Source organism: Haloarcula regularis, from assembly GCF_029338315.1.
Taxonomy (GTDB): domain Archaea; phylum Halobacteriota; class Halobacteria; order Halobacteriales; family Haloarculaceae; genus Haloarcula; species Haloarcula regularis.
In genome coordinates this window covers 1,094,200-1,113,887 of record NZ_CP119794.1, presented here as the reverse complement: position 1 = coordinate 1,113,887, position 19,688 = coordinate 1,094,200, and the positions used below count along the sequence as shown (strand labels likewise).

General features: G+C 67.5%; 22 protein-coding genes, 1 tRNA gene and 2 pseudogenes. 10 read left to right on the top strand and 15 right to left on the bottom strand.

Annotated features, from left to right (window positions below; genetic code table 11):
• Position 1: 1 nt before the first annotated feature.
• The 6 genes and pseudogenes from P1N55_RS06030 to P1N55_RS06005 all read right to left on the bottom strand — a co-directional run bounded on the left by P1N55_RS06030 (position 2) and on the right by P1N55_RS06005 (position 4,009).
• Positions 2-424, bottom strand: a complete 423-nt coding sequence (locus tag P1N55_RS06030; protein ID WP_276278044.1) for a 30S ribosomal protein S19 — start codon at positions 422-424, stop codon at positions 2-4.
• Entirely contained in the window at positions 421-1,143 is a 723-nt protein-coding gene (locus tag P1N55_RS06025; RefSeq protein ID WP_276278043.1) for a 50S ribosomal protein L2, read from the bottom strand. Before P1N55_RS06025 ends, P1N55_RS06030 begins: the two co-directional genes overlap by 4 nt.
• 2 nt (positions 1,144-1,145) lie before the next feature.
• Positions 1,146-1,403: a 50S ribosomal protein L23 gene (locus P1N55_RS06020; RefSeq protein ID WP_276278042.1), complete on the bottom strand. Its 258-nt coding sequence runs from the start codon at positions 1,401-1,403 to the stop codon at positions 1,146-1,148.
• The gene (rpl4p, locus tag P1N55_RS06015; protein WP_276278041.1) at positions 1,400-2,140 is read right to left on the bottom strand and encodes a 50S ribosomal protein L4; all 741 of its coding nucleotides are present in this window, start codon (positions 2,138-2,140) and stop codon (positions 1,400-1,402) included. Before rpl4p ends, P1N55_RS06020 begins: the two co-directional genes overlap by 4 nt.
• Before the next feature lie 3 nt (positions 2,141-2,143).
• Positions 2,144-3,159: pseudogene (gene rpl3p / locus P1N55_RS06010) on the bottom strand (50S ribosomal protein L3).
• A gap of 4 nt (positions 3,160-3,163) precedes the next feature.
• Entirely contained in the window at positions 3,164-4,009 is an 846-nt protein-coding gene (locus P1N55_RS06005; RefSeq protein ID WP_276278040.1) for an RNA methyltransferase, read from the bottom strand.
• A gap of 288 nt (positions 4,010-4,297) precedes the next feature.
• On the opposite strand from P1N55_RS06005, the gene P1N55_RS06000 reads away from it, so the two are divergent.
• Positions 4,298-4,368: transfer RNA gene (locus P1N55_RS06000), tRNA-Gly, on the top strand.
• A 401-nt stretch (positions 4,369-4,769) separates the two neighbouring features.
• Here P1N55_RS06000 and P1N55_RS05995 read toward each other — a convergent pair.
• Positions 4,770-5,849 carry a PAS domain-containing sensor histidine kinase gene (locus P1N55_RS05995; protein WP_276278039.1) on the bottom strand — a complete coding sequence of 360 codons (1,080 nt, stop codon included), beginning with the start codon at positions 5,847-5,849 and terminating at the stop codon, positions 4,770-4,772.
• Between the two features lie 191 nt (positions 5,850-6,040).
• On the opposite strand from P1N55_RS05995, the gene P1N55_RS05990 reads away from it, so the two are divergent.
• The 4 genes and pseudogenes from P1N55_RS05990 to P1N55_RS05975 all read left to right on the top strand — a co-directional run bounded on the left by P1N55_RS05990 (position 6,041) and on the right by P1N55_RS05975 (position 8,332).
• Complete coding sequence (locus P1N55_RS05990; protein WP_276278038.1) at positions 6,041-6,412, top strand: hypothetical protein; 372 nt, start codon at positions 6,041-6,043, stop codon at positions 6,410-6,412.
• 88 nt (positions 6,413-6,500) lie between these two features.
• On the top strand, positions 6,501-6,821 hold the full coding sequence (locus P1N55_RS05985; RefSeq protein WP_276278037.1) for an MTH1187 family thiamine-binding protein: 321 nt from the start codon (positions 6,501-6,503) through the stop codon (positions 6,819-6,821).
• 94 nt (positions 6,822-6,915) lie between these two features.
• A pseudogene (gene mch, locus P1N55_RS05980) lies at positions 6,916-7,847 on the top strand (methenyltetrahydromethanopterin cyclohydrolase).
• 2 nt (positions 7,848-7,849) lie between these two features.
• On the top strand, positions 7,850-8,332 hold the full coding sequence (locus P1N55_RS05975; protein WP_276278036.1) for a hypothetical protein: 483 nt from the start codon (positions 7,850-7,852) through the stop codon (positions 8,330-8,332).
• Here the strand turns inward: P1N55_RS05975 and P1N55_RS05970 are convergent.
• From P1N55_RS05970 to P1N55_RS05955, 4 genes are all read right to left on the bottom strand, one after another.
• Positions 8,326-8,940: an NAD(P)-dependent oxidoreductase gene (locus P1N55_RS05970; protein WP_276278035.1), complete on the bottom strand. Its 615-nt coding sequence runs from the start codon at positions 8,938-8,940 to the stop codon at positions 8,326-8,328. The two genes, P1N55_RS05975 and P1N55_RS05970, sit on opposite strands and share 7 nt — an antisense overlap.
• A 56-nt stretch (positions 8,941-8,996) precedes the next feature.
• Positions 8,997-10,631, bottom strand: a complete 1,635-nt coding sequence (locus P1N55_RS05965; protein ID WP_276278034.1) for a GTPBP1 family GTP-binding protein — start codon at positions 10,629-10,631, stop codon at positions 8,997-8,999.
• A 215-nt stretch (positions 10,632-10,846) separates the two neighbouring features.
• On the bottom strand, positions 10,847-11,536 hold the full coding sequence (locus P1N55_RS05960) for a phosphoglycolate phosphatase (protein ID WP_276278033.1): 690 nt from the start codon (positions 11,534-11,536) through the stop codon (positions 10,847-10,849).
• 37 nt (positions 11,537-11,573) lie between these two features.
• The gene (locus tag P1N55_RS05955; RefSeq protein WP_276278032.1) at positions 11,574-12,137 is read right to left on the bottom strand and encodes a J domain-containing protein; all 564 of its coding nucleotides are present in this window, start codon (positions 12,135-12,137) and stop codon (positions 11,574-11,576) included.
• An 86-nt stretch (positions 12,138-12,223) separates the two neighbouring features.
• Here P1N55_RS05955 and P1N55_RS05950 point away from each other — a divergent pair, with 86 nt between their 5' ends.
• Positions 12,224-12,430 (top strand): hypothetical protein, encoded by a 207-nt coding sequence (locus tag P1N55_RS05950; protein ID WP_276278031.1) that lies wholly within the window; start codon positions 12,224-12,226, stop codon positions 12,428-12,430.
• Here P1N55_RS05950 and pyrF read toward each other — a convergent pair whose 3' ends face one another.
• Positions 12,431-13,243 carry an orotidine-5'-phosphate decarboxylase gene (gene pyrF, locus P1N55_RS05945; RefSeq protein ID WP_276278030.1) on the bottom strand — a complete coding sequence of 271 codons (813 nt, stop codon included), beginning with the start codon at positions 13,241-13,243 and terminating at the stop codon, positions 12,431-12,433. It abuts the gene before it with no gap.
• Between the two features lie 109 nt (positions 13,244-13,352).
• Here pyrF and P1N55_RS05940 point away from each other — a divergent pair, with 109 nt between their 5' ends.
• Positions 13,353-13,832 (top strand): hypothetical protein, encoded by a 480-nt coding sequence (locus tag P1N55_RS05940; RefSeq protein WP_276278029.1) that lies wholly within the window; start codon positions 13,353-13,355, stop codon positions 13,830-13,832.
• Here the strand turns inward: P1N55_RS05940 and P1N55_RS05935 are convergent.
• Both P1N55_RS05935 and P1N55_RS05930 read right to left on the bottom strand, forming a co-directional pair.
• Positions 13,829-14,185, bottom strand: a complete 357-nt coding sequence (locus P1N55_RS05935) for a hypothetical protein (RefSeq protein WP_276278028.1) — start codon at positions 14,183-14,185, stop codon at positions 13,829-13,831. The genes P1N55_RS05940 and P1N55_RS05935 overlap by 4 nt on opposite strands.
• The gene (locus P1N55_RS05930) at positions 14,185-14,625 is read right to left on the bottom strand and encodes a DUF2240 family protein (RefSeq protein ID WP_276278027.1); all 441 of its coding nucleotides are present in this window, start codon (positions 14,623-14,625) and stop codon (positions 14,185-14,187) included. The genes P1N55_RS05935 and P1N55_RS05930 overlap by 1 nt, the downstream gene beginning before the upstream one ends.
• A 100-nt stretch (positions 14,626-14,725) precedes the next feature.
• On the opposite strand from P1N55_RS05930, the gene P1N55_RS05925 reads away from it, so the two are divergent.
• The 3 genes from P1N55_RS05925 to ppk1 all read left to right on the top strand — a co-directional run bounded on the left by P1N55_RS05925 (position 14,726) and on the right by ppk1 (position 18,408).
• Positions 14,726-15,094: a 30S ribosomal protein S8e gene (locus tag P1N55_RS05925; RefSeq protein ID WP_276278026.1), complete on the top strand. Its 369-nt coding sequence runs from the start codon at positions 14,726-14,728 to the stop codon at positions 15,092-15,094.
• A 178-nt stretch (positions 15,095-15,272) separates the two neighbouring features.
• The gene (locus tag P1N55_RS05920; RefSeq protein WP_276278025.1) at positions 15,273-15,977 is read left to right on the top strand and encodes a metallophosphoesterase family protein; all 705 of its coding nucleotides are present in this window, start codon (positions 15,273-15,275) and stop codon (positions 15,975-15,977) included.
• 1 nt (position 15,978) lies between these two features.
• The gene (gene ppk1, locus P1N55_RS05915; protein WP_276278024.1) at positions 15,979-18,408 is read left to right on the top strand and encodes a polyphosphate kinase 1; all 2,430 of its coding nucleotides are present in this window, start codon (positions 15,979-15,981) and stop codon (positions 18,406-18,408) included.
• Between the two features lie 24 nt (positions 18,409-18,432).
• On the opposite strand, the gene P1N55_RS05910 is transcribed toward ppk1, so the two are convergent.
• Entirely contained in the window at positions 18,433-19,431 is a 999-nt protein-coding gene (locus P1N55_RS05910) for a phosphate uptake regulator PhoU (protein ID WP_276278023.1), read from the bottom strand.
• Positions 19,432-19,688: the final 257 nt, after the last annotated feature.

Genomic DNA, 19,688 nt, shown 5'->3' with positions numbered 1-19,688 from the left:
GTTATTTGAGCGGTACGAACTTCGAGGAGCGGGTCGCCCCGATACCGGCCTGCCCGTGTTCGACCGAGGTACGGGTGAGCTGGAACTCACCGAGGTAGTGCCCGAGCATCTCCGGCTCGACCTTGACGCGCTCGAAGTCCTGGCCGTTGTGGACGGCGAAGGTCAGCCCGACCATCACCGGGAGCACCGGCATGTCGCGCAGGTGCGTCCGGATAGGATTGTTGGCTGTCGCCTCCTCTTCGGCGTCGCGTGCCTTCTCCAGGAGCTTGTGTTTCTCCTCGGTCAGGCCGCGTGTGATACTTCGCCGCTGGCGTGCGGGGAGCAGTTCCGCGACTTCGTCGAGCTCCATGTCCTGCAGCTCGTCGAGCGTGTGGCCGCGGAAGGAGAACTCTCCTTCGTGGCCGATTTGATACTCTGAACTCATTCGTTACCACCTCGGCCGGTCCGCTTCGAGGCGATGTCCCCGACCTTGCGACCCGGCGGTGTGTTGCGCGAGACGGACTTGGGCTTGCCGGGGTGCTGTCGGCCGCCACCACCGAAGGGGTGGTCGACGGCGTTCATCGCGACACCACGGACGTTCGGCCACTTCGTCCCGCGGGCTTTCATCTTGTGGTACTTGTTCCCGGCCTTGACCATCGGCTTGTCAGTCCGACCGCCACCGGCGACGACGCCGATGGTGGCGCGGCACTGCGGGTCGAGCCGCTTCATCTCCCCGGAGGGGAGCTTCACGACCGCGACGTTGCGGTCGTGGGTGAGCAGCGTGGCGTTGACGCCCGACGCGCGGGCGAACTTGCCGCCGTCACCGGGGCTGCCTTCGACGTTACAGACCGGGACCCCCTCGGGGATCTCCGCGAGCGGGAGCGTGTTCCCGGGGGCGATCTCGGCGCTGACGCCGACCTGCAGTTCGTCGCCCACGCCGACGCCTTCCGGCGCCAGCACGAGTCGACGATCGCCGTCCTCGAACTCGACGGCGGCGACCGGCGCCGAGCGGGCGGGGTCGTGTTCGATGTCGACCACCGTACCGGCGACGACGTCGCCGTCCTCGACCTTGCGGTGCGCCAGGTCTGCCTTGTAGCGGTGCGACGGCGCCCGGAACGTGGGCGACCCGCGGCCGCGTCGTTGTCCTTGGATTCGTCGTCCCATCGTTAGAACACCCCGATTCTGGAGGCGACTTCCTGCGCGTCGTCGTCCTCGGAGAGGCGGACGACGGCTTTCTTGAGGCCGTCCATCGTGTTCTGCGTGTTCACGTCGTCGACGGTGACCTCGTACTGTTGCTCGACGGCGTCGGCGACCTCGGCCTTCGTGGCCCCGTCGGCGACGACGAACTGGAGCTTGTTCTGGAAGTCCATGTCGTTCATGGCCTTCTCCGTGACGTACGGGTACTTGATGACGTCGACGCTCATCGGTCGGCCACCTCCACGGCGGCGGACTTCGTGAACACGGTGAGGCGACCGGGCTGGCCGCCGGGCGCGAGGTCCTCCGCGTTGACCTCGCGAGCGGTGGCGACGTCGGCACCGGCGAGGTTGCGGGCGGCCCGCGACGGTTCCTCGCTGGTGACAAAGAGGATCGAGGAGGGCCGGCGGTACTTGCGCCCGCGGGCCTTCCCCTGTCCGGCCTTGATCTTGGTCTCGTCGGCGCGCTCGATGTCGGCGTGGATGCCCAGCGCCTCCAGGACGTCGACGACCTCCTGCGTCTTCACGAGGTCCTCGAAGTCGTCGGTGACGACGACGGGCACCTCGTCGCGGTCGAACTCGTGACCGCGTTCGGCGACGAGTTCGGCGTCGGTCGTCGCGGCCAGCGCCGATCGGACGGCCAGCTGGCGTTCCTTGTCGTTGATGTCCTTCGAGCGGTCCGTCTCGGCTTTCGGTGGGTGGGCGCGTCGGCCCTTCACCGTCTGCGGGACGCGGCGGCCACGGCCGTTCTGCTTTGGCACGTGGGCCTGCCCGCGACCGCTACCGAACGACTCGGCCGGCGTGCGGAGGCCGGCGTACTCGTCGGCGCCGTAGTCCTGTTTGCGGTTTGCCTGGGCGGCGCGAACTGCCTTGGCGACGAGGTCGGCCCGAACCGGCGTCTCGAAGACGTCCGGAAGGGTGATCTCGCCGTCGGCCTCGCCGTCCAGGTCGTATAGTGTTGCCTGCATGGGTTATCCCTGGTTCGACTCCGTAGAGACGTAGCGCACCTCGGGGTCGAGGCGCGGCTGGTCGTTCGGACGCACCGCGGGCCGGAAGCGCACGAGACGCTTGTCCGGACCGGGAACCGAGCCCTTCACGAGCGTGAACGGGCCGTCGACCTCGCCGTAGTTGACGAAGCCGCCGTCGACGGTGGCGTCGTCGCCCTCGCCGATGTCGACGAGGCGCTTGTTCAGCTCGGTGCGCTGGTGGTAGCCCGTCTGCCCCTGCTGGGGAACAGTCGAGCGCACACGCGATGGGTTCCACGGGCCGAGGTTGCCGATGCGTCGGCGCCAGCCCTGGCGGGCGTGCTTGCCCTTTCGCTTTTGGACGCCCCATCGCTTGACGGGGCCCTGGGTGCCTTTCCCCTTCGTGACGCCGGCCACGTCGGCGTACTCGCCGGCGCGGAAGACGTCGTTCATGGCGTGCTCGCCGCCCTCGGCGACGAGGTCCAGCGCGTAGTCGAGGCGGTCATCCAGGGAGCCGCCGCCGACGCGAGTCTCCATCACGTCGGGCTTTTTCTTCGGGACGCTCGGGACGGCGTCGGGGACGGTGTGCGTGATGAGACGCACGTCTCCCAGGTTGCCGGCCGCGAGTGCGTCGCGGATCTGTTCCTCTGCAGCGTCCGGGTCGTGGTCCTCCGGCAGGTTCAGGGTCCGGTCGAGGTCCGCGTGGAACTCGTCGGTCCAGACCTCCGTCAGCGGACGCTTGCCGTATGGCGTGTCTTCGTAGGCACGCAGGGCGACGGCGCGCATCGGCGGCGTCTCGACGACCGTCACCGGGACGGTCTCCTCCATCCCCTCGCGGGGGGAGTTGGGTTCGTCGTTGACGAGCACGACGTGTGTCATGCCCGCCTTGTAGCCGGCGAACCCCTGGACGCCCGGCTGGCCGTCGTCAGAGGGCCACTGTTGAAGCGAGGCGTCTCGCTCGTCGAGCGCTTGCGCGGGCCAAAGCCCAGCGAGCCTTTGCGTGGTCTGCTTGGTTGTGGCATTCGTTTACTCCGTGAGGGTTAGACAGGCGAGGGAGGCGAACATCGCTTCTTCAGTTCGCACGACCTCGCTGCCCTGGTTCGGAACCGTATTCAGCCAGAGGTCGAACCCTGCGGGCTCGTCTCCTGTCCGGTCGCTTGCGACGGAGTCCGGGTCCACGTCGAGTATCGCCGGCAACCCGCGCTCGGGTGCGCCGAAGGCGACTGTCATACCGCCCTCGGAGTCACGCCGACTGACCACCTGGGCCAGTCGGCGCGTCGACACCGGCTCACCGTACCGCGATGACGCGATAGTGAGTCCGGCGTCGGCACGCGAGAGCGCCGTATCGAGGTCCGCGGCGTCCACGTCGTACCCGGCTACGGGTGCGTCGACGAGTTTCGCCCGGACCGGCCGTCGCGAAGAGACCCTGACGGTCACGCGCTCCCCCTCGCCCGCGTCCATTCCGTCTGGAACGGGGAGGGAGATCGGGTGTTGCAGTCCGCAATTGACCCGAACGCGCCCATCAGCTCCGACCTCGGTCACGATTCCCTGTCTTAACGACCCCGAACCCTCGGATCCGGAGCCGGTCTGTGAACGCACGCGGAGCGGCGGCAGGACGCCGACGTACTCCAGTTCGTCCCGCTTATCCCACATCTCCTTTCGGAGGTGCGGGGGCGTCGCGGCGTACCGCAGCACGGTTTCGACGAACCCGTCTTCGAACTTCCCCTCGCCCGCTGGGTCGGGGAACACTGTCAGCCGATCTGCCCGGAAGACCGTGGCCGCACGGGCCACGTATCCGAGCTTGCGAGTTGCCTCGCGTCTGTCCTCGGCTTCCCGTGTGAGGGAAGACGGCACGAGTACGCTGGTCGTCATGCCGTGACGCTTCCACGTCGCGCCACTAGACTGTGCCGATATGTCCCCCCTCCTCGCTTAAAAAGACCCCGCTTCACGCGCGCGGTGCGACGCGTTCACATGGGTCGTCAGGGTCCGCTGGGCGTGAATCGCTCACACGGGGTTTGCCGCTTTCGAAACGTTGGGGACTGTATACGAACCACACGGTTGCAACCCGTTTACACCCGGTGTGAATGCCCTCGTGTCCCACGATTTGCCCTGGAAAACGGAAGGCTTACTGTCACCCTCGCCAGGTTTGATTGCAACAGGGCGCTGGTAGTGTAGTGGTATCACGTGACCTTGCCATGGTCACAACCTGGGTTCAAATCCCAGCCAGCGCACTTCTACGACGAACCATCCTGACGAGCGTCGCGTAGCGCGTGCTCGTCATTCGTGAGTCGCAAACTCGCACTGGGATTTGAGCCCTGCAAGGAACGCGCAGCGAACTCGTGAGCGAGCATTTCTTGCTCCGGTTCAAACCCCAGCCAGCGCACTTCTCTTCAGTTAACTTCCGAGCGACGCGTTTCATCGCGTCGCGTCCCGACTGCCGTGTCGTCGCTCTGGATTTGAATCACGGAAATCCGAGCGGAGCGAGGATTTGTCTCGGGTTCAATTCCCGCCCAGCGCACTTCTGGCGACGCTTATCGACGAGCGAAGCGGGTGGTGTATCGAGGCGGATCGGTCCCGGATTCGAACCTTCTCAGTCGCAACGCTCCCTGGCAGGCCCGAGCGTGGTCGATGCCTACGATTCTGGGCGGCTCGCCGGGTCCTCGAGCCGTCGCGGGAGGCACATCGTCACGGCCGAACCTCGTGGTTCCCGGTCTGACACGCTGATATCGCCGTTCGACCGTTGGACGATCCAGTACACCATCCACATCCCGAGTCCGATGCCGTGGGCGAGTCCACGGGGTGGTCGTCCCTCGACCAGAATCTTCCGTTCGGTCTCGGGAATCCCAGGCCCGTCGTCGCGAACCTCCAGTTCGACCGTCGAGTCCTGAATCCTCACGTCCACCTCGATGGATGGGGACCCTCGGTCGTGGTGAACGACAGCGTTCTGGACGAGTTCGACTACCGCATCGGAGAGACGCGGCGACGCTTCGACGGCGACTGGCCGGGGCGACGTCACCGAGATGGCTGCGTCACGGGCCATCGAGGACACCTCGCTCAATGCTTCCTCCAGGAGGAGGTCGATGCGGATTGGCTTTACAGGGGACTCCTCGAGTATGATCTCCGTTCTCTGGTGGGCTTTCTGGCTCGTTTCCAAGAGGTCCTCCGAGGAGTCGACGATCTGGGTTGCACCGTTCGCGACCGGCGGTTCCGCGGTCGCCGCTACGTACTCGGCCTGCCCCACGATCACATTCACGATGTTGCGAACGTTGTGTCGAAAGACCCGGTCGACGACCCGGAGGTGCTTCGACCGCGCCATCCGGTCGGTGATGTCTCTCGACACGCCGATTATCTGGACCACCCTATCGTCCTCGATGACGGGGGTCAGTTTCGTGTGCCATCTGACCTGGCCGTGTTCGTGCACGAGGGTCTCCTCGTAGACAATCGTGTCACGCCGTTCCACGCACTCCAGGTAGTTGGCCGTGACCTCCGCGCCCATCTCCTCACCCAGGTACTCCTCGGGGTGGAGGCCGCCATATTCTGCGACCGTCATGCCGGTAATCGCTTCGTGGGCAGCGTTGTTCCACTGGAACCTGAACGAGACCTCCCCCTGGTCCCGTTCGACCGAGAAGATGAACACCGCGTCGTCGACCCTCGAAAGCACCGACTCGAGGTCGTCGCCGGCTATCGGTGCCGCGGCATCTTCGGGGCCCACCCCACTGGACGGCGTCTCTTCCTCTCCGTCCCCGCCCGAACTATCCCATCTGATTTGTAGTATCGATCTCGTAGGTGCATAATTATACGGGTCGGTCCGGGCACCGAAGTCCGAGTGGGATTCACTCGGCGAACGCCCTCCTTGCACCCAGCGGGCAGTATAAACCGTCGCTGGACCTATCGGTCCGGTAGATGGTCCTCGCAATCGGTCACTTCGCTCTCGGCGCGACGCTCACCACGGTGCTCGTCGTCCTCTTCGGGGCTCGCGTCCCGTTCCCGCGGACGGTCGTTCTCCTGGGCGGCAGCCTGGCGATGATCCCCGACCTCCAGCAGATTGCCCCGGTCGCCGGCCCGACGCTTTCGGCCTTTCACGACTCGTGGGTCGCCGATTTGTTCTGGTTCCACCGGACGCTCGACGTCCTCGACCCGGGTGACTCGGCACTCGTCGCCGGCGCGCTGGTCGCCGTGTTCGTCGTGGTGACCGCCGTCTCGGAGTACTGGGACTACCGCCCGCCGGCCGCCGTCAGGGACGTCACCGATGGCGTCCCGGGTACCGACGACTGAGAGTCGCGGTAACGTGCGCGCGAGACGAAACGTGAACCGCCACTACGGACGACCACCACTTTTGCCAGTCTGGCCGGTACGTCCCACTATGACCTGCATCGGGTTCCTCTCGGTCGCACCGGTCGTCGAAGAGAGCATGGCGCCGTACGTCGCCGACGCCGTCGCGGCGCTGGAGGCCTTCGACGTCGCGTACGAGACGACGCCGATGGGAACGATTATCGAGGCCGACGACAGCGAGGAACTGTTCGCGGCCGCCCACGCCGCCCACGAGGCGGTCGGTGCGCGGGCCGACCGGGTCGAGACGTTCCTGAAGATCGACGACAAGCGCGGCGTCGACCAGCGGGCCAGCGAGAAAGTCGACGCCGTCGAGGCGGAACTGGGCCGCGAGGCCCGGCGCTCGGGCGAGTGAGGCGGCTGGCGCCCCCGTCGACCCGGGACCGGCCGTCATCCTGGCGACTCCCCAGAAGCGAAGTTGTTTATCCGTCGCTCCCGACCCCGGCGACATGGACAGTCTCAACCGCATGGCCACGGAACTCGTCGACGAGGCCATCGACTTCGCGGACGAACTCACCATCGACGTCCACGCGCTGGAGGGCGACGCGGCCGTCCTCGACTTCGGGGTCGAGGTGCCGGGGCCGTCGAGGCCGGCATGCTGCTCGCGGAGATTCAGACCGCTGGACTGGCGACGATCCAGACGACGATGGACGGCGTCGCGGGCGCCCCGCTGCCCCACGTCGAACTGTCGACCGACCACCCCGCGCTCGCCCTGCTGTGCTCACAGAAGGGCGGGTGGGAGCTCAGCACCGACGATTTCGAGGGCCTGGGGAGCGGCCCCGCCCGCGCGCTCGTCGCCGAGGAGGACGTCTACCAGCGCGTCGGCTACCGCGAGGCGGCCGACTTCGCCGTCCTCGCCGTCGAGACGGACCGGTTGCCCGACGCCGACGTCGCCGCACAGGTCGCCGAGCGGACCGGCGTCCCGGAGACGAGCGTCTTCCTCCCGGCGTTCTCGACGGCGAGTCTCACCGGGAGCGTCGTCGCGGCCGCGCGGGCCGCCGAACTCGCCGTCTTCCGTCTCTCCGAGCTCGGTTTCGACCCCGTCTCCGTGCTGTCGGCCAACGCCCGTGCGCCGGTCGCGCCGGTGGCCGGCGACGAGGCGACGGCGATGGCGCGGACCACCGACGCTCTGGCCTACGGCGCCGAGGTCCACCTGACCGTCGACGAACCGTTCGACCGGTTCGACGAGGTGGCTTCCATCGCGGCCGTGGAGTACGCCGAACCGCTCGAGGCCGTCTTCGAGGACGCCGACTGGGCCTTCGAGGACCTCCCCGTCGAGCTGTTCGCGCCCGCGCAGGTGACCGTCGACGTCGTCGGCGGCGACACCCACGTCGTCGGCGACACCAGCGAGGACGTGCTGGCCGAGAGTTTCGACCTGTAACCGTGCGCTACAAGGTGGCCCCGCCGGCCCGGTCGCTCGCGGTCCTGGCCGACGCCCGCGCGGCGATCCCGCTAGTGCCCGAACCCGAGGCGGACTGCTGTCGGGCGATACAGCAGGCCACCGACTGTGGCACTCGGGACGAGGCCCGGACGCTGCTCACCTTCCTCCAGGCGCTGGACCTCGTCGCCGAGTCCGAGCGTGGCTACTACCGCACCCAGCGATCGCTCGACCGCGAGCAGGCGGGGGCGGCGTTCCGACAGCAGGTCTTCCTGGTCGCGGAACTCCTCGGGGCGCTCGAAGACGGTCCGCTGGACGTCGAGGGCACGTTCGCGGCGGTTCGCGACGAGATTCCGCCCTGGGAGCGCAACCGGCACGCAGACTGGACGGCCGTCTGGCGCGAGCGGGTGGCGAACCTGCTGGAGTGGGGGGTCATCTTCGATCTCCTGACCGCCGACGGCGAGGGGTACGCGCTGGCCGCTCAGTAGGCGATCCCGACCCGTTCGCGGACGTGCTCGTCGGCCAGCAGTTCCTCGTAGACGAAGGCGGCGATGTCGCCGACGCGTATCGACTGGCCGCCGTCCGGGAGGTAGTTCGTCGCCGTCCGGTAGTGGTTCGTCATCGCGCCGTCGGGCATCAGCGGCGGGCAGACCAGCGTCCAGTCGAGCGCGGACTCGCGGACCGTCTTGAACGCCCGGTAGTGGGCCTCCGCCAGCGGGCGCATCTCGTCGGGGAACTCCTGTGTCTCGAGTCTGAGGCGCGCCGGCGTTGCCTGGAGGATGCCGTCGGCGCCGACGGCGACCAGTCGGTCGACGGCCGCTCGCTCCATCGCCTGGACGACGTTCGCCAGCCCCTCGTCGACGACCGACACGTCGTCGTCCTCACCGGGGCCCAGCGCGCTGCAGACGGTGTCGTGACCCGGCACGGCCTCCATCACCGCCTCGATGTCGAGGACGTCGCCGACGACGGTCGAGACGTCCGCGGGCACCGACCGGCGGTCCCTGACGAACGCGGTCACGTCGTGCCCCCGAGACCGGGCCCGATCGAGGACCTCGCTCCCGACCCGGCCGGTTGCACCGAAGAGGAGAATATGCATTATGACTACTCCCGTCAAGGCACGCGACGATAAAATAGCGGATACCTAACGAGGCGTCACTCCGCCGGCGAGACGTCGGTGACGGTGCCGACGCCCTTCGAACGGCCCTCCCGGAAGACGAACTTCTGTCCCGCCTCGACGAGGTACGACCGGAACTTGAAGCGGACGCGCGTCCGCCCGGCGTCGCCGGGAAGCAACTGTCCGTCGTCGGGACTGAAGACGGCCGCCTCGCTCACCGTCTCGAGGTGGACGACCGGTTCGTACCCCTCGCCGATGCGGGTCGGGTGATTCAACACCATGACCTCGGCCTCGAACTCCCGGACGGGAACCGGATCGGCGTCGCGTGGCAGCAGCGCCATCCCGCGCTCGATGTCGGCCTCGCGGACGCCCTTGAGCGCGATACCGACGATGCGTCCGGCCCTGGCCTCGTCGACGCGGTGGTAGTGCATCTCTATCGAGCGCACTTCGACCGGCCGGAAGGCGCCGTCCTGCATCGGGCCCAGTAGCAGTTCGTCGCCGGCCTCGACCTCGCCGGACTTGATGGTGCCCGAGGCGACTGCTCCCACGCCCTGGACGTTGTAGGTCCGGTCGACGTACATCCGGAACTCGCCGTCCTCGCCGGCGGTCTTCGGGAGCGACTCGAACATCGCGTCCAGGTCGCGAAAGCCCTCCTGGGTCACCGCGCTGGTCTTGAGTACCGGGACGACCGTCTCGGAGATCTCCTCGATGGCCGTCTCGACCCCGTGGCGCTCGACGCGCAGTGGCGTCTTGCCCACCTCGCGAAGCGCGCTCTCGACTTCGCGTTCGACGGCCTCGACCCGGTCCTCGGAGACGAGGTCGACCTTCGTGAGCGCGACGATGGTCGGCAGGTCCGTCGCCAGCAGGATGCCCAGGTGCTCGCGGGTCGTCGCGGTCACCCCGTCGTCGACGGCGACGGTCAGCAGGCCGTAGTCCAGCTTCTGCCCGACCAGTCCCCGGATGGTGGTCCGGAGCCACGGCTCGTGACCGACGGTGTCGACGAACGAAACCAGGCGATCCGACTCCTCCACGACGCGTGCGCGGTCGGTTTTCCGATGGGGGTTGTCCATCCTGACCGGGCCGTCCGCGTCGAAGCCGTAGACCCCGTAGGAGAGGTCCGCCGAGAGGCCGCGTTCGACCTCGTGGGGCTGGACGTCGAGGAAACTGCGCGTGTCTCCCTGGCCGTCGTCTGCCTCGCCGGTCACCAGCGACCCCACGAGCGTGGACTTGCCGTGATCGACGTGGCCCGCCGTCCCGACGACGATGTGGTCGTCGTCGGTCAGGACCGACCCCTCGGTGATGGTGGCCACGCCGACGATGCCCTTCGGGTCGTCCTCGCCGTCCGCGGCGTCAGCGACGCCGTCGACGCCCCAGGTCTGGACGTCCTCGATGTGGGCACCGGCCTCGTCGGCCAGCAGGCTGAGGACGTCCATCGACTCGGAGAAGGCGGCCGGCGAGATGCCGGCGATGCCCCCGTCGTCGGTGACGCCGACCACGTACGTCGCTTCCCCGTCCCCGGAGAGGACGCGGTGACGCAGCTGGGCCGCGAGGGACTCCAGTCGCCCCTCCGACAGGTGGAGGTTCTCGGTGAGCCGTTCTTTGAACTCGACGCTGCCGCCCTCCTGTTCGCCGCGCTGCAGGGCGCGGTTGAGGACGGCCCGGTCGGGGCTCATGTCCTCCCGTAGCGGAGGCCGAGATAAAAGCCTTCCCCGGTTTCCGGCCCGCTACCGTCTATTGAGGCGACTGGGTGACTCACTCTCTCACCCCGCAGTCCGTGCGACTATTTATCCGTGATGCCGGGGCCAACCCCCCACGTGGACTCCCCTGCCACGCGGGACCCAGCGGGTGTGCGACGCCATCCCGTGTGGGCGGCCCGCGGCGTCGCCTGTCAGCCCCGGTACGGCCCGACGGCCTCCAGGAACCCGTCGGCGTAGGACGCCTCGGTCACGCGGTCGGCCCGTGACCGCGCCGTCTCGTCGGCGTTCGCGACGGCCACCGACTCGCCGGCAACGTCGAACAGTTCGGCGTCGTTCTCGGAGTCGCCCACCGCGATAAACTCGGCCGGCGTCCGGTCCAGCTCCGCACAGACCGTCTCCAGCCCACGGCCCTTGTCGACGGTCGGGTCGACGACGTGGTAGGCGAACCCGGTATCGAGCACGCGCAGGCCACGCTCGGTCGCGATCCGCTCGAGCGGCGCCAGCGGCTGGTCGATGTTCACGACCACCTCCGTCTCGCGCCAGCGGTTCGCGAGGTCCACGCGACCGAAGCCGAGGTCGTGACCCGCCTCGCGGTAGGCTTCGGTGACCGCGAGTGCGGCTTCCCTGTCCCCGTCCAGGCTGAGCGTGTCCGTCGCCTCGACGAACACCACGCCGCCGTTCTCGGCGACGATGGTCCGCTCGATGCCCAGGAACTCACAGAGCGCGACCGGAAAGGGCATGGCCTTCCCCGTCGCGACGACGACGCGGTCCGGCCACGACCGCAGGACCGGGAACACGCGCGGGTCGATGGCGCGGTGGCTGTCTGTCAGCGTTCCGTCGATGTCGACGACGAGCGGTGGGACGTCGCTGTGGGCGGCCATACGCCACCTTGCGAGTCCGGTGGTTTCCCCGTTGCGGTCAGTCGTCGGTCAGCGTCTCGTAGGCCGCCTTCACCCGCTTGAACTCCCGCTCGCTGCCGGCCTCGGTGTCCGGGTGGACCTCCTTGACCTTCTCTCGGTAGGCCTGTTTGACCGCGCGCTGGTCGGCGCTGGGGTCAAGCCCCAGTCGCTGGTAGGCCTCCGCGGTCGACGGCCCCTGAGACTGCTGGACGCGCTGGCGTCGCTGGCGCTGCTGGCGGGTTCGGGCCCCCCGCCGTCGTCGCTGCTGTCGGGCGGCGTCGACCCGTTCTCTGGCCGTCGCCCCCTGGCCGTCGCGCGGCGGCCGCCACGCTTCGCGTGGCCCAGCGCCGAACCCCCCGCGAGCCCCGCCCCGGTTGCCGGCGGCCGCTCGGCGTTCGACCCGTTCGTAGACGCTCGCGGCCATCTTCCCGCTGAGGTGGTAGTACATGAAGTACGTCGAGGCCGCGAACATCGCCGCGAGAAAGAGGACGGCCGGGTTCGCGAACAGCCCGACGGCTGTCAGTGCGACCGTCAGCACTGCGAACACCGCCGCAACGCCCGTAATGAGCCGCTCGTACTGCACGAACCAGCCTTCGGCCCACAGAACCGTAAGCGTCTCGCCTGTCAGCCGGCCAAGCGTTCAAGACGCTCGGCATGCTACCTGCCAGCATGAGCGTCTCCGGACTCTGTGCGGTCTGTAACGCACCGGACGTAGAACACACCTGCGACCGGTGTGGGAGCCTGGTCTGTGACGAGCACTGGGACGGCGAGACGGGCCTGTGTGTCGAGTGCGCCGCGGAGGTCGGCCGGTCGCGGGGTCGCGGAGACCCGGAGTCGACGGACCGACCCGATGGCGTCGACACCTACCGGTTCTGACTACCGGAACTGGTTGAGTCGTCGCTTGAGCTGTTTTGCCGACTGTCCGGCGGCGTCGAAGAAGTCTCCCCGCGAGTCTTCGCCGGCGAAGATGATGCCTCGCGAGGAGTTGACCAGGCCGACGCCGTCGGCCAAGCCGTGTTCGACGGCGGCCTCGGCGTCGCCGCCCTGGGCGCCGACCCCGGGGACGAGAAACGGGATGTCCGGCACTAGGTCGCGGATGGACTCGAGTTCGTCCGGGTTGGTCGCGCCGACGACCAGGCCGACGTTGCCGTTCTCGTTCCAGAGGTCCGCCAGATGGACCACCCGCTCGTAGAGCGGTTCGCCGGTCGCGAGTTCGAGGTCCTGGAGGTCCGCGCCACCCGGGTTGGAGGTCCGCCCGAGGACGAACACGCCCTTCTCGGCCCGCTGGAGGAAGGGTTCGAGCGAGTCACGCCCGAGGAACGGATTGACGGTGATGGCGTCGGCCGCCGGCCCGTCCTCGCCGTCGAGAATCCGGGCGTACTGGCGGGCGGTGTTGCCGATGTCGCCACGCTTCGCGTCGAGCAGCACGGGGACGTCCTTCCCGTGTGCGTACGCGATGGTCTCCTGCAGGGCCCGCCAGCCGTCGGCGTCCTCGTAGAACGCGGCGTTCGGTTTGTAACAGGCGGCGTGTTCGTGGGTCGCATCGATGATACGGCGGTTGAACTGCCAGCGCGGGAGGTCGGCGTCACGGACGGCGTCGGGCAACCGGTCCGGGTCGGGGTCGAGACCCACAGAGACGACGCTGTCGGCGGCAGAGATACGGTCTGCGAGTCGGTCGAAGAAGTGCATGGATAGCGCGGCGAGTGGCAGCGACACAAGCGTTTCCCTCTCCGCCCGACGGTATCAACTGTGATAACTGGGGCGGCGGCTATTAACCATTCCCTCGGAAAGAGTTGCTATGGACCGTTCACTGAACGTCGGACACGTGGCCGAGACGCTCCCGAATCTCGGCCGGTTGCTGGACGACCCCCGACTCCGTCCCCTGGGACTCGCGGGGGGGATGACACTGCTCGGCATCGGCGCGCTGCTCTCGCTCGTGCCACCGGCGCTCCCGCTCGCGTTCTGGGCCAACGCCGTCGCGGCGACGCTGGTCTTCCTCGGCGTGCCGCTGTTCTGCGTGGGACTCGCGGCACCGGAACCGGAGAACCCGTACTTCCAGTTCGGCGTGGACCTCTCGCAACACCAGCGTCAGGCCGTCGCGACCGGCGGCCTGGCCATCACGTTCGCGCCCGTCGTCGTCATCGTCGGCATCCCCTTTGGCGTGTCGATGCCAGTTCTGGTGACCGCGGCGACGCTCGCGTTCGTGGGCGCGGCGCTCGTGCTCACGGGATTCATCGCCTGGACGGCAGAGACCATCGCGGAACCGAACTCGGCCTAGTTCTCCAGCGTCGCCGCCAGTTCGTCGACGAGTCGCTTGACCGCGGCCCCGCTCTGTGCGACCAGTACCGTTCCCGCCGCCGTCGACTCGACGGTGACGTCGTCTCGCTCAACCGTGAGCGACGGCGACCCGTGGATGGTCAGTCGCGCCGTCGCGGGCGTCACGTGGACGGTCCCGACGCGCTGGTGGCGGTACTCGACGGCGTACGCGAACGCCCCGTCGGCGGTCGGTTCGACGTCCGGGTCCGCGTCGACGACGCTGACGTCGGCCAGCGGGCCCCGTTCCAGTCCCGTCAGCTCCGAGGCGAGCAACTGACCGATGCGCGTGCCGTCGGTGACGCGGTCCTCGACCATCACAGCCCCTCCCGGACCTCCGTGGCGACGTCGGTGACGTCGACGCCCTCGGTGCGGGCGTAGACGACCGCAGCGGCCTCCAGAGTCAGTCCGAGCTCGGACTGGAGGGCGTTTATCTCCGCGACGGCCGTCTGTTTCTCGACACCGGTCTCCAGCACCGAGTCGAGGACGCGCTCGAAGGTCGACCGCGACTGGAGGATCTCCTCGCCCGGCGCGAACCCGTCCGGAACGTCGACGCTGCCGGCGTCGAAGACGGCCACGAGGGCGTCGCCGTCGCGCTCGACCAGCCCCTCGCTGGCGGCGATGTCGACCAGCGTCTTGGCCTGGTCGGGCGAGAACCAGCTCCGATCCAGCGAGAGCGCGACGACGAACTCGCTTTCGGCCATCCGTTCCGTGCCGCGCTGGCGGAACGGCGCGGCCACGGCCGTCTTGAGACTCATCGTTGTGGGGGGCGCGTGGGCCGGGCCTAACGGTTACGGTTGTGGCCGCCGGCGGGTCGGCATCGAACGGTTCAAGTAGCCGCTGGAACATCCCTCGGGTATGAAAGACCAGGGACGCTCCCCTCGCAAGCGGACTGGCGGTCGGCGGCGACCGAACCACAAGAAGAAGAAACACGAACTGGGCAAGGAGTCCACCGAGACCCAGGTCGGCGACCAGAAGCTGAAGGTCGTCGACTCCCGCGGCAACACCAGCAAGGTGCGTGCCGTCACCACGAACGTCGCGAGCGTCGCCGACGGCGCGGAGACGGTCGAGGCGACCATCGAGAACGTCGTCGAGAACCCCTCGAACCCCAACTACGCCCGCCGGAACATCATCACGAAGGGCGCGCTCATCGAGACGTCCGAGGGCACCGCCCGCGTAACCTCGCGACCGGGCCAGGACGGCCAGGTCAACGCCGTCCTCGAGTAGACACGGCGCAGTCGGTCTTCTTTAGTCGACGACCGCGCCAGCGGCGGTGCCCCGTCGCCTCGGCACCCAGGGAAATATACTCCTACTGTTGGATATATAGCGAACATATAAACTGCCTAAGTCTGCCCAGTCGTAGATGCCGTTACAGACCCCGATTGCGGGGCGGTGACCCACACACATGGACGCTGGACCTACGCTCAATCCGACGGTCGATGCATCACACCGACGAATCGACGCGACGCAGTGGGACAACATCTACGTGGTCGGGGACGTCCACGGGTGCCGTGACAGCCTCGAGCGACTCCTCGGGAAACTCGACCCCCGCGATGACGAACTTGTCGTCTTCGTCGGTGACCTCGTCCGCAAGGGCCCCGACAGCAAGGGCGTCGTCGACCTCGTCCGCGAGCGACCGAACCTCCTCAGCGTCCGCGGGAACAACGAGCAAAAGCTCGTCGACGGGCGCAAGTCCATCGACGCGCTGACCGACGCGGACCTCGCGTACATCGAGTCGATGCCGGCGGTCGTCTCGTGGGACGGTGCCATGGTCGCCCACGGCGGCGTCGACCACCGGAAACCAGTCGTCGAACACTCGCTGACGGAACTGCTGAACATGCGCTCGCTCGTCCCGGACGGGAGCTACGACCGGCCGTACTGGTTCGAGGAGCGCCGCGAGGGACCCCGCGTCTTCTTCGGTCACACCGTCCTCGCCGAACCCCACGTCACCGACTACGCGGTCGGCCTGGACACCGGCTGTGTCTACGGCGGGCAGCTGACCGCCTACGACACCGCAGCGGGGAAACTGATATCCGTCGATCCGCCGAAGACCTACCAGGAACGGTCGTCGGATAGCATCGTCCAGCCCCGAGCCGTCCCGCTGCCATAGCATGGACACCGAGGAGTCGCAGCTGCCCGAGCCCTACGACCCGGGAGCCGTGTCGCTCGACGACCCGTCGCTGTATCTGAACCGCGAACTGAGCGAACTCGCCTACCAGCGCCGCGTTCTCCACGAGGCACTGGACGACCGGAACCCGCTGCTCGAACGGGTCCGGTTCCTGGCCATCGTCACGCGGAACCTAGACGAGTTCGTGATGAAACGCATCGGCGGACTGAAACAGCAGATAGAGGCCGGCGTGACCGAGGAGACGGCCGACGGCCGCACGCCGGTCGAGCAGTTCGAGGACGTCCACGACACGCTAGCGCCGATGCTCGAACGACAGACGGCGTGTTACGAGGAGACGATCCGACCCGCACTTGCCGACGAAGGCATCCAGGTCCTCGACTACGACGACCTGAACGCTGGCGAGCAATCGCGGATGCGGGACTACTTCCAGGAGTCGGTGCTGCCGACGCTGACGCCGCTCTCGTTCGACCCTGCACACCCCTTCCCGTTCATCTCGAACCGCTCGCTGTCGCTGGCCGTGCTGACCCGCCGACCCGACGCCGAAGACCCGACGTTCACGCGGGTGAAGATTCCGCCGAACCAGTCCCGGCTGGTGCAGATCGGCGACGACCTCCGGTACGTACTCTTAGAGGAGGTCATCCGGGCGAACCTGGACCTGCTCTTGCCAAACGTCGATATCATCGACACGGCGCTGTTTCGCCTCACGCGCAACGCGGAGGTCCGGCGCAACGAGGAGGTCGCCGAGGACCTCATCGACATGATCGAGGAGGTGCTGGAACAGCGCCGCTTCGCGACGGTCGTGCGGATGGAGATCGAAGCGGATGCCCACCAGCGCATCCGCGACACCCTCCAGCGTCAGCTCGAGCTCGAGGACCGGGAGATATACCCGCTCACCGGACCGCTCGACTACCGCGAGTTCATGTCGCTGACCGACCTGGAGCGCCCGGACCTGAAACTCGAACCGTGGACACCACAGCCCCACCCGCGGCTCAAGGAGCCGAGCAACGATCCCTTCGGTGACGACGACGGGGACCCCCGGACCACCGTCTTCGACGACATCGACGACGGCGACATCCTCTTGCACCACCCGTACCACGACTTCGGGCAGACCGTCCAGCGGTTCCTCTCGGCGGCGGCCGAAGACCCCGACGTACTCGCGGTCAAGGCCGCGATCTACCGGACCGCAAGCGACTCACAGGTCATCCAGTCGCTCATCGACGCCGCCGAGAACGGGAAACAGGTCGCGGTGATGGTCGAGCTGAAGGCACGCTTCGACGAGCAGAACAACCTCGAGTGGGTCAGGCGACTGGAGGAGAACGGCATCCACGTCGCCTACGGCACCATCGGCCTGAAGACCCACACCAAGACGGCACTCGTCGTCCGCGAGGAAGACGACGGTGTCAACCTGTATTCCCACGTAGGTACCGGAAACTACCACTCGGAGACCGCGAAGGGCTACGTCGACCTCGGGCTGTTGACCGAGGACCGCGACATCGGCCAGGACCTGGTGACGCTCTTTAATTCCTTTACCGGGCCGGGGATGGACGAGCAGTTCCGCAAACTGCTCATCGCGCCGGTGACCATGCGCCGGGAGTTCACCCGCTTCATCCGCCGCGAAGCGCACCATGCCCTCGAAGGAAGGCGAGCCAGAATCGTCGTGAAGATAAACGGACTCGAGGACCCCGATATCGTCGGGGAACTGTATCGGGCGTCGATGGCCGGCGTGGACGTCGACCTCATCGTGCGGGACATCTGTCGGTTGCGCCCCGATCTCGAGGGCATCAGCGAAAACGTCGAGGTCCATTCGCTGGTCGGGCGGTTCCTCGAACACTCCCGTATCTATTACTTCGAGAACGGCGGCGACCCCGAGTACTACATCGGCAGCGCCGACTGGATGACGCGTAACCTGGACAACCGCGTCGAGGCCGTGACCCCGGTCGAGGACCGCGACATCCGCCGGCAGTTGAAGTTCAACCTCGAGCTCATTCTGGCGGACAACCGCAAGCGGTGGCGGATGCACAGTGACGGCCGCTACGAGCAACAGACGCCCGACGCGGACGAACCCGTCGTCAACACGCAGGCGATTCTGATGCGGGAGGCGATGAAGGCCGACCGGAACGAGGACGTGGTCACGGGCGTCCCGAGCGACTACCCGGTCGACGGCGACCTGCTCGTTGCACCGGTCGAGGACGAGGCGGGCCCGGACGTGGTCCCAGACGACGAACTGGGGCCAGACGAACCGGCGGCCAACAGCGACCGGACGGACGAGGCCCTCCTCGACCGGTTCGCCGAGCACTGGTACGTCCCCGACAGCGACACCTACGACTACGCGGTGAGGACACCGGACGGCGACCGAAAGTACCTGAAGACGATCGACGGCGCGGCGGCGGCCCTGGAGCGCTACTACGACTGACCGCCGGAAAAGAGCAGGCTCCGGTCAGGGACGCGGTGCGGCCTTCTGGAGGGCGCTCTCGGCGATGTTACCGCCGTAGTCGGCGGTGCGCGACAGCGAGTCGACCACGAGGCCCAGCACCTGGGCGCTCTGTGGGTCGAACTCCCTGATCTCGCCGTCGACCTCGCGGGCGGTGTCGTCGACGTCGCGTATCTTCCCGCGGGCCCGGTTGGCCAGTTCGACGGCCTCGTCGGAGTCCTCGGCCAGGAGCGCGTCCATCGCCATCTCGGGGACGGCCGTAGCCTCCTCCTGGAGCCGCTCGAGCAGGTCTGCGGTGTCACCGGATATCTCCCCGACGTCCAGCGCGAGGTTCGCGATCTTTGTCGCGTGGTCGGCGATGCGCTCGAGCTGGCGTGCGCTGGACTGGTAGTCGAACACCGTCTCGCGCGGGAAGCCGATCTCGTTGGCGGCGGTCGGGTTCCGGAGGACCGTCCGGAACACGCGCGAGACCATGTACCAGAGGCGGTCGACGTCCTCGTCGCGGTGGATGACGTCCTCCGCCAGGTCGTCGTCGTCCTCGACCAGGGCCTCGACGGCGTCGTCGAGCATCGTCAGCGAGACCAGTCGCATCCGGGTGATGGCGTTGTGGACCGACAGCTCCGAGGAGTCCAGCAGGTCCTGGAGGACGATGTGGTCGGCCGTCTCCTCGATGACCTCCAGGCCGACCAGTCCCTGGGTGGCGTCACGGACCGTCCGACGCTGTTCGGCCGTGATTCGGGGGGCCTCGAGCCTGATGACGTCGAAGCCGCTGACGTACATCGTCATCACGGCCCGCGTCAGTTCGTGGGCCTCGTCCATCCCGCCGACGTCGAGGGTCCCCTCGACGCGGTCGTTCTCGCGGCGCGGCGACAGCAACAGGAGGTCCTCCTCGTCGTGGAACTCGACGACGCTCCCCGCACTGACCCCGTTTTCGGTCGCCCACTCCTTGGGGAGCGAGACGGTGTACGTCGACCCGCCCGTGACCTGCACCTTGCGTGTCTCCATGTAGGTCACTATCGGTTCCCTCGGACTATAAATCTGGCTAAAACTATATATGAAACGAACTGTCGTCGGGCCGGACGATCTGTCTTCCCGTCCGTGTCAGGCCGCGTTGGAATGGGGGATACGTCCACATTTGTGCCTCACTGTTCTGCCGGAATACACGAGATAGCATCTCTGTGTGCCCTTTAAACATTTACGTCGCTCAGTCACGAGTGCCGGCATTTGCATACCGATACCCATGCAAATACCTCTCACTCCAC